General features: G+C 63.0%; 14 protein-coding genes and 1 tRNA gene. 4 read left to right on the top strand and 11 right to left on the bottom strand.

The features are described from left to right. Nucleotides 1–57 precede the first annotated feature (57 nt). On the bottom strand, nucleotides 58–1,089 hold the full coding sequence (xylF, locus tag IPK59_14765) for a D-xylose ABC transporter substrate-binding protein (protein ID MBK8159966.1): 1,032 nt from the start codon (nucleotides 1,087–1,089) through the stop codon (nucleotides 58–60). Nucleotides 1,090–1,411: 322 nt separating this feature from the next. Between xylF and IPK59_14760 the strand changes: the two genes are divergently transcribed. After that, entirely contained in the window at nucleotides 1,412–2,599 is a 1,188-nt protein-coding gene (locus IPK59_14760; GenBank protein ID MBK8159965.1) for an ROK family transcriptional regulator, read from the top strand. 12 nt (nucleotides 2,600–2,611) lie between these two features. Here IPK59_14760 and IPK59_14755 read toward each other — a convergent pair whose 3' ends face one another. From IPK59_14755 to aroA, 9 genes are all read right to left on the bottom strand, one after another. Further along, nucleotides 2,612–4,168, bottom strand: coding sequence for a hypothetical protein (locus IPK59_14755; protein MBK8159964.1), 1,557 nt, complete (start codon nucleotides 4,166–4,168; stop codon nucleotides 2,612–2,614). 37 nt (nucleotides 4,169–4,205) lie between these two features. Next, on the bottom strand, nucleotides 4,206–5,663 hold the full coding sequence (locus IPK59_14750; GenBank protein MBK8159963.1) for a hypothetical protein: 1,458 nt from the start codon (nucleotides 5,661–5,663) through the stop codon (nucleotides 4,206–4,208). A 139-nt stretch (nucleotides 5,664–5,802) separates the two neighbouring features. Then, nucleotides 5,803–7,197 (bottom strand): class I SAM-dependent methyltransferase, encoded by a 1,395-nt coding sequence (locus IPK59_14745; GenBank protein MBK8159962.1) that lies wholly within the window; start codon nucleotides 7,195–7,197, stop codon nucleotides 5,803–5,805. A gap of 8 nt (nucleotides 7,198–7,205) precedes the next feature. Beyond that, nucleotides 7,206–7,454, bottom strand: coding sequence for a hypothetical protein (locus IPK59_14740; GenBank protein ID MBK8159961.1), 249 nt, complete (start codon nucleotides 7,452–7,454; stop codon nucleotides 7,206–7,208). 131 nt (nucleotides 7,455–7,585) lie between these two features. Further along, nucleotides 7,586–7,936, bottom strand: a complete 351-nt coding sequence (locus IPK59_14735; GenBank protein MBK8159960.1) for a LapA family protein — start codon at nucleotides 7,934–7,936, stop codon at nucleotides 7,586–7,588. 80 nt (nucleotides 7,937–8,016) lie between these two features. Beyond that, nucleotides 8,017–8,385 carry an integration host factor subunit beta gene (gene ihfB / locus IPK59_14730; GenBank protein ID MBK8159959.1) on the bottom strand — a complete coding sequence of 123 codons (369 nt, stop codon included), beginning with the start codon at nucleotides 8,383–8,385 and terminating at the stop codon, nucleotides 8,017–8,019. A 266-nt stretch (nucleotides 8,386–8,651) separates the two neighbouring features. After that, complete coding sequence (rpsA, locus tag IPK59_14725; protein ID MBK8159958.1) at nucleotides 8,652–10,391, bottom strand: 30S ribosomal protein S1; 1,740 nt, start codon at nucleotides 10,389–10,391, stop codon at nucleotides 8,652–8,654. Between the two features lie 103 nt (nucleotides 10,392–10,494). Beyond that, the gene (locus tag IPK59_14720) at nucleotides 10,495–11,166 is read right to left on the bottom strand and encodes a (d)CMP kinase (protein MBK8159957.1); all 672 of its coding nucleotides are present in this window, start codon (nucleotides 11,164–11,166) and stop codon (nucleotides 10,495–10,497) included. Nucleotides 11,167–11,176: 10 nt separating this feature from the next. Then, a complete protein-coding gene (aroA, locus tag IPK59_14715) occupies nucleotides 11,177–12,526 on the bottom strand; it encodes a 3-phosphoshikimate 1-carboxyvinyltransferase (GenBank protein ID MBK8159956.1) in 1,350 nt (449 codons plus the stop codon). Between the two features lie 271 nt (nucleotides 12,527–12,797). Here aroA and IPK59_14710 point away from each other — a divergent pair, with 271 nt between their 5' ends. Together IPK59_14710 and IPK59_14705 are read left to right on the top strand one after the other, a co-directional pair. Further along, nucleotides 12,798–13,130, top strand: a complete 333-nt coding sequence (locus IPK59_14710) for a TIGR02300 family protein (GenBank protein MBK8159955.1) — start codon at nucleotides 12,798–12,800, stop codon at nucleotides 13,128–13,130. 160 nt (nucleotides 13,131–13,290) lie between these two features. Next, nucleotides 13,291–13,366: transfer RNA gene (locus IPK59_14705), tRNA-Ala, on the top strand. A gap of 145 nt (nucleotides 13,367–13,511) precedes the next feature. On the opposite strand, the gene IPK59_14700 is transcribed toward IPK59_14705, so the two are convergent. Next, complete coding sequence (locus IPK59_14700) at nucleotides 13,512–13,787, bottom strand: DUF4242 domain-containing protein (protein ID MBK8159954.1); 276 nt, start codon at nucleotides 13,785–13,787, stop codon at nucleotides 13,512–13,514. A 254-nt stretch (nucleotides 13,788–14,041) separates the two neighbouring features. Here IPK59_14700 and IPK59_14695 point away from each other — a divergent pair, with 254 nt between their 5' ends. Next, nucleotides 14,042–15,706 (top strand): hypothetical protein, encoded by a 1,665-nt coding sequence (locus IPK59_14695; protein MBK8159953.1) that lies wholly within the window; start codon nucleotides 14,042–14,044, stop codon nucleotides 15,704–15,706. Nucleotides 15,707–15,737 lie beyond the last annotated feature (31 nt).

Genomic DNA, 15,737 nt, shown 5'->3' with positions numbered 1-15,737 from the left:
AAAAAGAGTACCGTGGCTGCCGGTGTTGGCAACCACGGTCTCGGGTCTAAGTTGCTCTTACTTGCAGGCCGCGACTTTGGCGGCGTCGGCGCCCTGGCAGGCTTCGGCCTTGGCTATCCAGCCGGCAGTGATCACCACATCAAGATTATCCTTGGTGATGGCGACCGGCTTCAGGAAGGTGGCGTTCATCTCGACGCCCTTGGGGCTCTGCCATTTGATGGTGCCCGGCACGTCGGCAAGCTTGGCACCCTTGGCAAGATCGAGGGCGATGGTGGCCGCGGCCTTGCCGAGTTCGCGCGAGTCCTTCCAGACGGAAACCGTCTGCGTCCCGAGCGCGATGCGGTTGAGGGCTGCCTTGTCGCCATCCTGGCCGGAGACCGGGATGCCGGCGAGGCCTTGCGCGGTCAGCGCCGCGACGGCGCCACCGGCGGTGCCGTCATTGGACGCCACCACCGCATCGACCTTGTTGTCGGCCGCGGTCAGGATCTGTTCCATGTTGCGCTGGGCAACGGCTGGATCCCAGTTCTCGGTATATTGCTCGCCGACCACCTTGATATCGCCCGCATCGATCGCGGCTTTCAGCACCTCGAGCTGGCCTTCATGCAGGAAGTCCGCATTGGGATCGGCCTGGTTGCCCTTGATGAAGACATAATTGCCCTTGGGCTGTGCCGCGAACACGCCCGCTGCCTGCAGGCGGCCCACTTCCTTGTTGTCGAAGGTGAGGTAGTAGGCGGCCGGATCCTCAATGAGGCGGTCATAGCCCACCACCGGAATGCCGGCATTGGTGGCGGCCGTGATGGCCGGGCCGATCGAGGCCGAATCCTGCGCCAGCACGATGAGCGCATTGGCGCCGCCCGCGATCAGGCTTTCGATGTCGGACAGCTGCTTCGACGGATTGCTCTGCGCGTCGGCCGAAGTGTATTTGGCACCGGCGGCGTCGAGCACCGCCTTGATCGCCGCTTCATCGGTCTTCCAGCGTTCTTCCTGGAAGTTCGACCAGCTGACGCCGACGACCAGATCCTCGGCCTGTGCCGGCTGCAAGCCCAGCACCGAGGCGCCGGTCAGCAGGCCAGCGCCGAGTGCGGCCATGGCAACACGCCGTCCCAACGGACGGACCAGAAAATTCTTCATATCTCATCTCCTCCCAGAGGTAAGTCCTGTTTGCGCGCAGACAGGGCTGCGCGGTGAAAGCCGGGTTTTCCCCGATCTATTATCTTCATCTAACGAAATTAATATCACCCGACGATCTTCTTTGCGTCAAGGGAATTGTCTATTTCGCAAGTGCGGGAGGATATTCCGCGCTAATAGTGGCGTCCGCCTGCAGAAAATTGGCTCGATTTCATTCATGCTATGAAATAAAAAGGAGTGCTGGTCGGGCATAGACTGGCTTCCGGATTGCCCCAGAGACGTGATGGACAAGATCGACCTCGACCACAGCCAGCCGCTCAACCGCCACCGCATCCTGCAGGCGGTGCGGCTGCATGGCCCCCTGGCGCGGGTCGATCTCGGCGCGATCGTGGCTCTCAGTCCAGCGAGTGTCTCCAGCATCACCGGCGATCTGATGCGCGACGGCCTCATTCGCGAAGTACCCGGCAATGATGCCGGTCGCGGCCGTGGCCGACCCAAGGTGATGATCGAGCTCACCCCCACCGCCGCCTGCATGATCGCGGTCAAGCTTTCGATCAACCGCATCGAAGTGGCCCTGGGCAATTTTGCGGGCGGCATCGGTCCCTTGCAGGTACGCGCCTTGAACACGTTGGAGCTCACCGATTCCGGCCTGATCGAGGCCCTGGCCGACATGATCGATGCCTGTATCGCGTCCATCCCTGCGGAGTTCGGGCCGCTCACCGGCATCGGCCTTGCTGTCCAGGGGCTGGTGCATAAGAACGAAACCCTGGTCTGGTCCCCGGCGCTGACCGTGCGCAACGTCAACATCGCAGCACCCCTGGCGCGGCGCTTCCATTTGCCCGTCATCGCCATGAACGACGCCGATTGCATCGCCCTTGCCATCCGCCATCGGCCGGAATTGCAGGCGGTCGAGAATCTGGCCGTGGTCATGCTGGGTGCGGGCGTCGGCATGGGCCTCATTCTGGGCGGCAAGCTGCATTCCGCGAGCTCCGGCGCCGGCGCCGAATTCGGCCACACCAAATACCAGCTCGACGGGCCGCTCTGCCATTGCGGCCGGCGCGGCTGCATCGAAAGCTTCGTCGGCGATTACGCGCTCTATCGCGACGCGCGTTCCATGCTCGATTTGCCCAACACCGATGCGCTGCACCCGTCCGAAGAACAGATGCAGGCGCTGGTGGAGCTTGCCCGCAACGGCCATCCGGTCGCGACCAGCCTGTTCCAGCAGGCCGGCCGCGCACTGGGCTACGGCCTTTCCAACCTCATCGCCCTCATCGGCCCTGACCTCGTGCTGCTCACGGGCAGCGGCGTGCGCGGCTATGCCCAGATGGAGGAAGAGATGCGCCGCAGCCTGGAAGAGGCGCTGGTCGACACGCTCCTCGAACAGACTGAAATCCGCGCCTATCCGTGGGACGAGGACCTCACCATCCGCGGCATCGTCCTCCAGGTGCTGGGCGGCGCCAGGGCGGGTTGAGACCGCAACCACTCAGCGCAGTCGATCTGTCACATCGATGAAGCGGTAGGGGTGATCGCGATCCTTGAACAGAAAGCTGCGATCAGGGAGTGGTGGCAGGTCGCTGCCGAAATAGCGCGCAAAGACCTGGCGATAGACATTGACCGGCGTCGCGTCAGCAGCGAGCGGTAGATCGCCGACCGCCACGCCCTTCACGGCCAGCAGGATCAACATTTTTTCGCGGAGCTGCTCGGTCGTTGCTTTCGACCAATCGACATTGCTGGTATCGAGGCCGAGCGTTGTCTCATCGCCGGCGAAATCCTCGGGCCAGGGCCCCTCATCGGCCTGCACGATCACGACCGCGGGCCGCCCAGCCGCCGTGATCGCGTCCAACAAGGCCAGGACACGTTGGTTGGCATATGCCACCTGGGCCGCATAATTGTCTGCGCGACTATGGGCGCGCGCTTCGGCAAGCGTCTTGCAGCGCCCTGTCGCATCCACCACGAAAGGCGGGTGCGGCAGCAGGAGATGCGCGAAGACCTGTTTGCGGCGCGCCGCGCCATCGGTCCGGGCCAGGCGTTCCAATTCATCAAACTGGAAATGCAGCCGCCGGCATTGATCGGCACGCCCGTCTCCCGGGATCAATCCGGTGGCAGCCGCAATGTGGCTGAGGATCGAGCGCTCCAGGGTCAGGCGCAGAAAGTCCGGATTGTCGAGATAATTGACATGGGTCTCCGCAAGATCGCTGTGCCGCGTGGGTTCCCACCACGGCCCGAAATGAATCAGCCGGTAATCCTGTGCGCGCAGGAAGCGCGCCGCCCGGTTGTTGCGGATGCTGCGATAGAGCGGCAGCAGGTCGTCGCGCATCATGGCCTTTTGCCCGGCAAACACATCAAGGAAATCGAGGTTGAGGGTCGAGGCCAGGGAATGCGCCGTGCGCTGGTAATTTGCCGCGGCGTCATCGGCAACAGCAAAGCCACGGGCCTGGAGGGCCGCGAGGAACGGACCGTTGTCGTAAGCATAGACCTTGCGCAATGTCTCGGCGCCGGCATAGCGGTCGAGCACCAGGTGCCAGATATCAGGCCCAGGCGTGACGCCGGGCGCCGCGGGCAGGTCGGGAAACAGGGCGTCAGGGGCCGGCCTCGCCCCGCGCAGGTAATAAGCTGCCTGGACCACCGATATTGTCGGCACCGCCAGCAGCCCGATCAGCAGACTGTTGATGATGATGTTCGGCAGCCGGTAATCGTTCTGCGAGCGGCGCGATTGCACGATCAGCACGATCGCCAGTGCGATTGCCGACAGCATCATGAACCAGCCCACAAAGCCGGCTTCTCCCGGCTTGGCGATCGCCGGCGGCAGGATGAACAGCACATAGATGACGGCCGTGGCGCAGATCCCGGCACGCTGCCAGCTGCCGACGACAAAATAGAGCAGCAGGGTGAGGAGCGCCGCGAAACCCAGCACGGTGGCGGCCACGATGCCGATTTCATAGAGCTCGAGCTGCGTGATGTTGCCTGCGGCATAGGGCAGGAACAGGTTGAAACCGGCGAGAATGGGGGCAAGTGGCCAGCGCCCCAGGATGTTTCTCATGAAGCCTCACTGTGGAATGTCGCTGACCTGTCGCGCTTCATTTCGGCAACCGATCGGTCACGTCGATGAAATCATAAATCGATTCATCGCTGCGGTAGATGAAATGGCGGTCCTTCAGGGGCGGCAGCGGCATATCGAAATATCGCCTGAAGATCATGCGGAAGACATTGACCGGCGATGGCGGCAATGGATCGTCAGTCGCCGCGTTGGATGGCAGGGTCTTCGGCAGATGGACCGCCATCAGGATGCCCATCTTGAGGTCGAGTTGTTCGGGCGAAAGGGTCGTCCAATCGACCATTTCGCTGCTAGCGAAGGTCGCGGGCTTCAGCAGCGTCATCGATGGTGGCCATGGCCCCTCATCCGCCATGAGCACGATCACGGCTGGTCTTGGGCCTGCCTGGATGGCATCGATCAGCCTGGTGAACTGCGTATTGGCGACCTTCACGCTGTCGACATAAGGCTGTCCGCCCGGTCGCGCGCTGGCTTGCGCGCGCGCAAGACAGTTCCCCCGGTCATCCATGACAAATGGCGGGTGCGTGATCAGGAGATGCGCCAGCACATATTTGCGCTCATCGCGCCCGGCCAATGCCACCAGATCGTCGAACTGTCGCTGCAATCGTTGGCAATGGGCGTGCCAGCCATCGATGGCGCCGAACCCGGTCGCATAGGCAAGTTGCCCCGGCACCGTCACCGTGAGGAGGCGCTGGCCGAATTCCGGCATGTCGAACACATTGAAATGCGCATCCGCGTAAGGGTCGCGTCTGGTCGGCTCCCAATGGGAGCCCAACCGGTAGATCCGATAGCCAAGCCGATCGAGAAAGCGGCTGACGCGGTTGTCGGTGAGCGTTCGATAGAGCGGTCGCCAGTCGCGCCCATCAATTTCAGGATACTGATACAAGGGGTCGAGATAGTCGAGATTGAGGGTCGAGGCCATGGACACGGCCGTGCGCTGGTAGTTGGCATGGGCGTTGTCGACGACCGTGAATCCCTTGTCGCGCAAGGTGGCGAGGAAGGGGCCGTTATCGAAGCCGAAGCTGCCGCGCAGGATGGCCTCGTTGCTGTACCGGTCCGGTACCAGATACCAGATGTCCGGCTGGTCTTCGTCGCGCATGCCGGCAACGGCCGGCAGCGGCAGATCGGGAAAGACCTCGCTGGCAGCAACGGTGGCCGATCGGGTCTCTGCGGCCCAGTTGGCAAGCTGCCAGATGTCCGGCAAGGGTGCGACCAGGACAATGGCATTCAAGGCAAGGGTCAAGCCTGCTGCACGCGTCGGGCTGCGCCACAAACGCAGCAGCACGATCAGCAGCAACAGGGTGGCGCCGGCAAAGATCGCGACGCTGAGGCCGTTGCTCGGCTCAAGCCAGAACAGAAGACTGGGTTCATAGAGGAGATAGAACAGAATGGCGCTGGCCGCCACCGCGCCACGGCGCCAGGTGCCGTAGAACGGACGCAGCAGCAGGAGCAACACCATCGCGCCCGACACCAGCGCCAGCATGACCAGAGAACACCCGCAAGATCCGCTTCGTATCGGTTGCGCGCATAGACGGTGAGGGCGAAGCAGACCGGCAGGAACAGTGGATGAATTGGTAGCCGCGCCAGGAGACCATCGCGGTGGATGGACCTACCCGCGACACTCACGCAGCACCGCCTGTCCGCTCGTACCAGATCAGGAGGCGACCGCTCGGCGAAAGCTGTTCCGCCCGCAGGAGGCGGCCGCGACGTTCGACCGCGGCGCGAAAGGCTGCTTCATCGTATGCCGGAAAAATATCCTCGCGGAGTGCCAGGAGGCGCTGCACCATCGGATCGCTTTTCGGGACGAATTCTATGACGCCCTGCGGCGCCATCGCCATCAGCCATTCCACCGCATCGTCCATCGGTATGTTGCGGCCGATCACCAGATGATGGAGCAGCGCCAGTGCCAGCAACCCATCGACCCTTGCGCGCGCGGCGAATCCCTTGCGCTCGCGCTGCGCCCAGCCTTGATCGGGACTGGGGCTGGCGGCATCGAGCCACAATGGCAGGAACGAGAGCCGGTCACGTTGCGCCCGCGCAAAAGCCTGATCGAGCGCGCCGAGATCGAAATCGAAGCCGATCACGGTACCGGCGCCATGGGCCAGGGCCAGTGCTGAATAGTCGCCGGTGTTGCAGCCCAGATCGATGAGCCGCGCTGGTTTCACAGCATCCACCATGGCGGCGACGAATGCGCGCTTCAGTTCGGTTTCAGCGTCGGCATAGCTGGTATGGCCGGCATAGTCGGACCAGACGGTCTGTCCGCCACGGCGGACCAGGCCGCTGATGAAGTCGCGCAAGGACACCAGCATGTTCCGGAATGCCGGCAAGGGTAATTGCGCCTGCTTCAGTTTCGCCTCTGATTGCCGCGCGCTGCCGAGCGCGCCCGACTGAAAGCGCGCCTGCAGGAAGACATGGGCGAGAATGGTCCAGGATAGTCTGTGCTTCCAGCGCAGCATTTTTGCAAGATCGCCAGGATCGATCCCCTCGATCTGACCGCGCAGCCAGGCTTGCGGGCTGATATCGAGCTTGGCCTCGAGCAGCAGCGGATTGAGGAACTGCATGCAGAACTGCCGGTGGCCCGCCCAGATCTCGCCCGGCCGATAGGGCCGCAGCGACAAATGATCGATGAAGACCGGTTCGGGTCCACGGAACTGGATGTTATAGGCGCTGGCGTCGCTGAGGGTGAAGCCCTTGTCGAGGGCTGCCAGATGAAGGTCGAGATGCTTCAAGGCCGCCGCACGCCGTGATGCAAACCCCCATTCATAGGGGTAGGAGACGAAAGGCAGGCGCGGATGTTCAAGAAGATGGGCTGGCAGCGGACCCGTCAGGTTGACCGTGGCCGGATCGATCTCCTGCGCCGGCAGCAACAGGCCACGCGCTGTGAGATCAGCCAGCAGTCCGGAATCGCGGAGCGCGCGATAGCTCTCGGCTGCCGGCGGCATGACCGTGCGGAGAATGCGCCCCTCATGATCATAGACATGGCCGCTGGGATCGCGGAACGATCCTGGGTCACGCACCGCGTCGGTCACGATTGGCCCTTGTCGCCACCCTCGTTGCCGCCGCCTGCCCCATGCTTGCCGTCACCTTTTAACAACTGCTTCAGCTTGTACCAATAGAGCTTGATGACGATGAGGGCGCCGGTGACGGCACCGATCACCGCCTGCAGGATGATGCTACCGGTCCCCGGATCCAGATACGCATGGGCGCTGCTGATTCCGAGGCCGAGATAGACCATCGCAAGCCAGGCGGCCAAGCCGATACTGCGTTCAATCATGTGGGACCTGTCTTGGAACGTTCGGGATGCCATCACGATAGGCGCAACGACAGAGTCTCGCAACCACCGCAACTTTCGGTAAATTCAAGCGATATGCCTTGTCGACATTGTTCAAATGCCGCCGCGCTTGCTTAGGCCGCGGGCGGTAGTGCCGGCGGCGGCCGTCGCTCGATGCGTCCTGTCTGGCTCCCTGGCTGCGTCTGCTGGCGTCGGAGCATCGCGATCTCGTCACGCGTTTCCGCAAGCGCGCGATTGGCGGCGCGCAATTTTTGACGCGTGGCACCGGCGGATAGCCAGGCAGCCAAGGCGCCGACCAGGAAGCCGATGACCGCCGTCGCAAACAGCAGGACCGACAGAATGAGCGGCGGCGTCTCGCCGGGCAGCGGCCACAGGCTCAGCACCACTTCCTGCCGGTTCATCAACACGAACAGAATCACCAGCAGGGCTGCAGGCAGGGTGACGATCCAGGTGATGCGCTTCATGGGCTTTGCTTCTATCCAACTGCCGCAACAGCTTTTCGGGCAGCGCCCACCAATTCCAGTCGATCACCGGGCATGGAGCATCAATTGCCGGCGCCGGGGTCCTTGGCAGGCTGTGTCATGCCGGGCTGGGCTGGTTCACTGCCGCTGCCGGCCTTGGGCGCCGGTTCGGCGCGGCTGTTGAGCCGGTCGCGCAGTTCCTTGCCGGTCTTGAAGAAAGGCACCACTTTTTCATCAACCGCGACGGTTTCCCCGGTGCGCGGGTTGCGGCCCTTGCGGGCGTCACGCTGCTTCACCGAAAAGGCGCCGAAGCCGCGCAGCTCGACACGGTCCGACCGCGCCAGCGCATTGGTTATTTCTTCGAAGATGGCTGTGACGATGCGTTCCACATCCCGGTGGTAAAGGTGTGGATTGAGCTCGCCAATGCGCAGAATCAATTCCGATTTGGTCATGTTTTCGGTCCCCATCCGCCCCCGGCCCAAACGGTCATTTTCCTTGCCCGCCAAGGCCATGGGCGCATCCCCTGCCCATATTGTGCGCAAGCGTGCCGGGAAAAAGCGGCCTCGTCAAGGATAAGCCGCTCATTTCTCTATGTTTTTTGGCGGAAAGGTCATCCTCAAACGACAACGGGCCGGAAAGGTCGCCCTTCCCGGCCCGTCTTGACGTGTTTTGACACTGTTACCGTGTCATGGGCGCAACAAAATTACTCAAATTTGAGTTACTCGTCGTCGCCCTTTTTGGTCTTCTTGGCCTTGTTGAGGGCCGCACCGAGGATGTCGCCGAGGCTCGCGCCCGAATCGGACGACCCGAATTCGGCCATCGCCTGCTTGTCCTCTTCCATCTCGCGCGCCTTGATCGAGAGCGTGAGCTTCCGGGTCTTGGCGTCGTTCTGGGTGACCTTGGCATCGACCTTTTCGCCGACGGCGAAGCGATCGGGACGCTGCTCGCCACGTTCGCGGGCAATGTCGATCTTCTTGATGAAGCCGGAGATGCCGTCGCCGACCGTGACTTCGAGACCACCATCGGTGACCGCGGTCACGGTGCAGGTGACAACGTCGCCCTTCTTCAGGGTGCCGGCCGTCTCAGCGTAGTTGTCTTTCTTGAGCTGCTTGATGCCGAGGCTGATGCGCTCTTTCTCGATATCCACATCGAGCAGCTTCACCTTGACCATCTGGCCCTTCTTGAAATCCTGGACGGCTTCTTCGCCCGGACGATCCCAATCGAGATCCGAAAGATGGACCATGCCGTCGATCTCGCCGGGGAGGCCAACGAACAGACCAAATTCGGTGATGTTCTTGATCTCGCCTTCGAGTTCGGAACCGGCCGGATGCTTATCAATGAAGGACGACCACGGATTGTCCATGCACTGCTTCAAGCCGAGGCTGATACGGCGCTTCGTGGGATCCACGTCGAGCACCATCACTTCGACTTCCTGGCTGGTCGAGACGATCTTGCCCGGATGCACGTTCTTCTTGGTCCAGCTCATTTCGGAGACGTGGACCAGGCCTTCGATGCCCGGCTCGAGTTCGACGAACGCGCCGTAGTCGGTGATGTTGGTGACGCGGCCCTTCAGCTTCGCACCCACCGGGTACTTCGCGGCAACGCCTTCCCAGGGATCCGCCTCGAGCTGCTTCATGCCGAGAGAGATACGCTGGGTTTCCGGATTGAAGCGCACGACCTGAACGTTGACGTTCTGGCCGATATGCAAGGCTTCCGACGGATGGTTGATGCGACGCCACGCGATATCGGTGACGTGCAGCAGGCCATCGACGCCGCCGAGGTCAACGAACGCACCGTAATCGGTGATGTTCTTCACGACGCCCTGCAGGACCTGGCCTTCCTTGAGGTTGGCGACGAGTTCGCTGCGGGCTTCCGCGCGGCTCTCTTCGAGCACAGCGCGACGCGAAACGACGATGTTGCCGCGCGCACGGTCCATCTTGAGGATCTGGAACGGTTGCGGCGTGCCCATGAGCGGGCCCACATCGCGCACCGGGCGGATGTCGACCTGGCTGCCGGGCAGGAAGGCGACGGCGCCGGAGAGGTCGACCGTAAAGCCACCCTTCACGCGACCGAAGATCACGCCGGTGACGCGCTGGTTGTCCTTGAACTGCTTTTCGAGGGCGGTCCACGCTTCTTCGCGCTTCGCCTTCTCGCGGCTCAGCATCGCTTCGCCGTTCTTGTCTTCCATGCGCTCGAGGAACACCTCGACCACATCGCCGACCTTGATTTCAGCCTTGCCGGCCGGGCCACCGAACTCACGCAAGGCCACGCGGCCTTCGGACTTCAAGCCAACATCAATGAGGGCAAATTCGCCGTCGATACCGACAACGGTGCCGGAGAGCACCGAGCCTTCGAGGCCCTGGGCAAAGCCCAATGATTCTTCGAGCAACGCGGCAAAGCTTTCCTTCGCAGCGGCAACTTCATGGGTGGCGACACGCGCCGTAGCTGATCTAGCCATTAGAGGTAGTTCCTTTCACAAACATTTTTTCCGGCCAGCCGGTTGTCTCCGGCGGTCTTGGGTACGCGTTGAAAAATCGAAACCCGCAATCAGCGCTGAAGACCTATGACGGTTTCAGGCGCTCATCGACGATCGCTTTGGCTTTCGCAAAGACCTGATCGATGTCGAGATCCGAGGTGTCGAGGTGCACGGCATCTTCGGCCGCTTTCATCGGGGCATCGGCGCGCGCTGTGTCACGGGCGTCGCGGGCCACGATATCCTCTAAAACCCGGGCGTATATAGCCTTCTCGCCGCGCGCTTGCAACTCTTTGAGGCGCCGGTTGGCGCGGGCTTCGGGGCTAGCCGTCACAAAAATCTTCACCTCGGCATCGGGGCAGATGACCGTCCCGATGTCGCGACCGTCAAGAACAGAGCCGGAACATGGGCGTCCATCCCCCGCCGGTTGTGGGTCGGCCGCGAATCGACGCTGCCAATCGAAGAGGGCGGCCCGAACCCCGGGGATGGCCGCCACCTTGGACGAGGCGTCGCCCGCCGCGGCCGAGCGCAAATCGGGGTCCTGGAGCAGCTCCGCCGGCAGATTCCTGGCGGCTTCCGTCGCGGCAACCGGGTCGGTCGGGTCCTTGCCCTGACGCAGAACGCTGAGGCCCACCGCCCGGTAGAGCGACCCCGTATCGAGATAAGCAAGGTTGAAATGGGCGGCCAGCCGCTTGGCAAGGGTCCCCTTGCCGGCCGCGGCAGGTCCATCGAGGGCGATGACGAAGGGCTTGCCGGTCATTGCGAAACGCTCACCCCTTCACCGCCGAAATACTGCCGCCCAACCCATTGATGAGGTCGGCAAAGCCCGGGAAGCTGGTGTCGATCGGGCTGCCATCATCGATGCTGACCGGTTTCTCGGCGGCCATGCCCAAAACCAGGAACGACATCGCCGGCCGGTGATCGAGATTGACGGCGATATGGGCGCCACCCTTGGGGCGCTTGCCGGTCCCTTTGACGCTCAGCCAGTCCGGGCCTTCTTCGACCGTGACGCCGCAGGCGGCGAGGCCCCGCGCCATGGCGCCGAGACGGTCGCTCTCTTTGACGCGCAACTCGCCAAGGCCCAGCATCTTCGTTTCGCCCTCGGCGAAGGACGCCGCCACGGCGAGGATCGGGTATTCGTCGATCATCGACGGCGCGCGCGATGCCGGCACCGTGACGCCGTTCAGATGCGAATGCTTGACCTTGAGGTCGCCCACTTTCTCGCCCGCCTCGATGCGCGCATTCTCGATCTCGATCGCGGCGCCCATCTCGAGCAGCGTCTCGATGAGGCCGATGCGATGCGGGTTGAGGCCGACATTCTCGATGACGATCTCGGATCCTGGCAGGATCAGCGCGGCCACGATCGGGAAAGCGGCGGAGCTCGGATCGCCCGGCACGATGATCTTGCGGCCGGTGAGTTCCACCTGGCCAATGATCGAAGACGCCCGTCCTTCAGGCGTTTCCTCAACCTTCACGTCGACGCCGAAGCCGCGCAGCATCAACTCCGTATGATCGCGCGTCGCTTCCGGCTCGATCACCGTGGTGATACCCGGCGTGTTGAGGCCGGCCAGCAGAATGGCGGATTTCACCTGGGCGCTGGCGACCGGCAGCTTGTAGGTGATGGGCAGGGGGGACGATGTCCCGATGACCGCCAGCGGCGGACGGCCTTTGCTGCGCGTGGCAAAGCGGGCGCCCATCAACTGCAGGGGATCGGTCACGCGTGCCATCGGCCGCGAGCGCAGCGACGCATCGCCGGTGAAGAAGGTCGTCATCGGATAGGGCGTCACCAGACCCATCAAGAGGCGCGTCCCGGTTCCGGCATTGCCGAGGTCCAGCACATCGGCAGCTTCCGCAAGGCCGCCATTGCCACGGCCCCGCGCGCGCCAGATACCGTCGGCACCCTTCTCGGTTTCACCACCCAGCTGGCGCATGGCGCTGGCGGTGCGCAGCACATCCTCGCCCTCCAGCAGGCCATGAATCTCCGTCTCGCCCAAGGCCAGGGCCCCCAGCATCAGCGCGCGGTGCGACACGGATTTGTCGCCGGGAACCCGCAACCTGCCGCGCAATCCGCCACCAGTGCCCGAGGTGAGGGCGCGGGGTTTCGACTCATGCTTGCTCATGCCAGTTCCGGCCTCTCAAAGAAATCGGGCCCTCTGCGCAAGAGGGGCGCGTTTCTCTAGCACAGGCGGGGTGCCCGGCGTAAACCCGGATTCGGTAAAAAGACCGATTTAGTGCCGTTCCGAGGTTCCTGCAGCCACCTCGGAAATACAGCTTTCCAGTGGACATCCGCGCAGAAAGGGGGGCCGCTTTCGGCGGCCGTTTGAGGGCGTTGACAGGCCGCAAGGGCTATGGCAATTGGCACCCCGAGATGGAATTCAGCGGAGAGATCACGTGACCAAGCCGGAATGGGGCACCAAGCGCGTTTGCCCAAGCTGTGGTGCGCATTTTTACGACATGCGCAAGGCAACGATCGTCTGCCCGAAATGCAAGACGGTCTATGATCCCGACGCCGTCATGAAAAGCCGCCGCCGCGTCGCCGAGAAGATGACGCCGGTGAAGGCCGCCGTGATCGACGATCCCGTGGTCGATGTCGAGACCGATGTCGAGGAGGAGGATCTGGGCGATGAGGAGGATGTGGTCCTCGAGGACGCCTCCGAACTCGGCGAAGATGATGAAGATATCTCGGAAGCCATCGAGAAAGGCGAGGATGAGGGCGAACGCTGAGCGGTCAGCACTGCCGTTGATATCGAGCCTTTGATATCATTGTCCTTTTTTGTGCTTGAATTCCGGGCGTCGGCCACTTAGGTTCCAGCCCGTTCGATCGCCCACCCGGAGACGGCCCCAAGGATTGATTTGGGCACCGTCCGGCGATCACCCGATCTTCGGGCCCATAGCTCAGCTGGGAGAGCGCCACAATGGCATTGTGGAGGTCAGCGGTTCGATCCCGCTTGGGTCCACCAAATTGAAAACCCCCGCCGCGAGAGATCTCGGGTGGGGGTTTTCGTTTGCGGCTTCACGGCGCAGCGACTCCAGGGAGACCAACGATCGCCCGAACTGGGAGTCGGCGATTCAGGCCGCGGATTGGCGCTTGGCCGTGAAAAAGCGCTAGGCGGCGGCCGTTTTCGGGCCGATCTCCGCTTCGATCTTGGTGACCTTGTCGGCAGGAAAGCCACCTTCCTTGGCATGCCGGTAGATCACATCGGCGCTCTTGGCTTCATGGACGCAATAGACCATGTCGCCGGCCACATAGCTGGTGTGCCACGTATAGGGCTCGCCAAGCCCGGCGGCGACTGCGTTGGACTTGGCTGAGATGTCGCGCAACTCGTCGCGGGTCAGCATGCTGGCTCCTGGAATGTTACGTTCGATGAGAAACTTTGGCATGAATGAATCTCCTATTGCTGAACAGTCCGCTTGTTGAACAGACTGGCTGTTGGACGGACGCCTGCATCATTGCAGCAGGCCGATGGCGCGATCGTGGGGTGCGCCGGTTTTTCCGATCCCGGCCGTCACACGGTTGCGCAAACGGCCATGTGACCCGATGCAGAACAGATTTCGAAGCCGCTATGGCAATGATTGCACGGGAGTGATTGCGGGCGATGGGCCTTGATATCCGCCTTCTGGGAAGACCCACCATCATGGCCGATGACGAGCGCGAGCCGCGCTTGGTCCGTGGCCATCAAGCCTGGGCCGTGCTGGCCCGCATCCTTCTCACCGAGCGGCCGATATACCGGCGTGACCTTGCCGCTGAATTGTTTCCCGATACGGTCGATCCTCTCGGCTCGGTGCGCTGGTGCCTCGCGTCGCTGCGGCGTGCGATCGGCCGTGAGACGCTCTCCGGCGACCCGATCATGGCGAACCTGCCGGTCGGCACCCATGTTGATGTCCAGCATATCGAAGAGGGCGATCTGTCTGTCGAAAATGCCGGCAATCTGCTTGAAGACGTCGAGCCCCGCGCCAGCGCCGAGTTCACGACCTGGCTGCTGATCGAACGAGAGCGAACCGCCGGCCGCGTCGATGCGCGCCTCCGGCAGGAGACGATGGTCGCCATATCAGCCGGCAATTACGACCGCGCCATCCGTCTTGCCGAACTCGGCGTGCGCCGCCGGCCCTTCGAAGAAAGTGCGCATATCCTGCTCGCCAAGAGTCTCGCCCTGAGTGGACGACCGGAGGTGGCGCTGGAACATGTCGACGCAACTGAGCGCATGTTCCTCGCTGAAATTGGCGAGAAGCCGTCACCGGCATTGCGCAGCGCCGCGCGCCGGACGATCGCAGCGCCACCGGGCGGCATCCCGGCAAGGACCTTCATCGAGTCCCTCATCAATTCCGGTGTCGCTGCCTTGTCCGCCGGTGCCGTCGAGGCCGGTCTCGATTGCCTGCGCCGCGCCGCGGCCGATGCCGAGTTGATCAAGGATCGCTACCTGCAAGCGAAAGCGCTGCTGGAGTTGGGCGCCGCCTTGGTTCATTCGGTACGGGGCTATGACGACGAAGGCGCCATCCTCCTGCGACAATCCGTCGAACATGCCCGGCAGTGCGGCGCCCACGACATCGCTGCGACCGGTCAGCGCGAACTCGGCTATGTGGACGCACTCGCCGGGCGCCGTCCCGCCGCTGCCAAGATACTGCAGGCAGCTCTTGAAAGCGCCGATGGCAGTCACGACAGCCTTGCCGGCATTCATGCCGTCATCGCCTTCAATCTGGTTGATTGGGGCAAGGTCGAAGATGGCCTCGCGCAGTATGACATGGCGCTGGACCATGCCCGCAGCGCCGGCAATCGCCGGCGGGAAATATGGGCCTTGGGCATGGGTGGATGGGGACAGCTGGCGGCCGGCAAACCGGACATGGCGCGGCAATGGCTGACAAACTGCCTCGGGCAATGCGACGATATGCGCTGGCTGGCCTTTCGCCCCTGGCCGCTCGCTCTCCTGGCCGAAGCGCAGATAAGGCTGGCAGTGGATCCGGTATCGCTGCGTCCCGGGCTGGAGGACGCCTTCGCGCTGAGTTGTCAATTGGGCGATCCCTGCTGGGAAGCCGCCACCGCCCGGGCCATGGCGCTGACCTTTGCTGCCACGGACGCACACGACACGGCCCTGCAATGGCTGGTTCGGGCGCGCGATCATTGTGCGCGCGTGTCGGACCCTTATGCGGCGCTGCTCGTGGAGATCTTCGCCGATCTGGCAAAATGCAGCCGGCTTGCCGGTGCTGCGGAACAGGCTGGTTTTCACACCCGCCAGCTCGTCTCGATGGCGGCCAGAACCCATGCCGATGCCCATTTGCGTCAGGCCCTGGCGGCTGCATGGTGAACTCAAACGAAACCCCCGCCACGAGCCATCG

Source organism: Rhodospirillaceae bacterium (assembly GCA_016712715.1).
Taxonomy (GTDB): domain Bacteria; phylum Pseudomonadota; class Alphaproteobacteria; order Dongiales; family Dongiaceae; genus Dongia.
The sequence above is the reverse complement of the archived record's forward strand: the minus strand, read 5'-3'. Positions and strand labels throughout refer to the sequence as shown.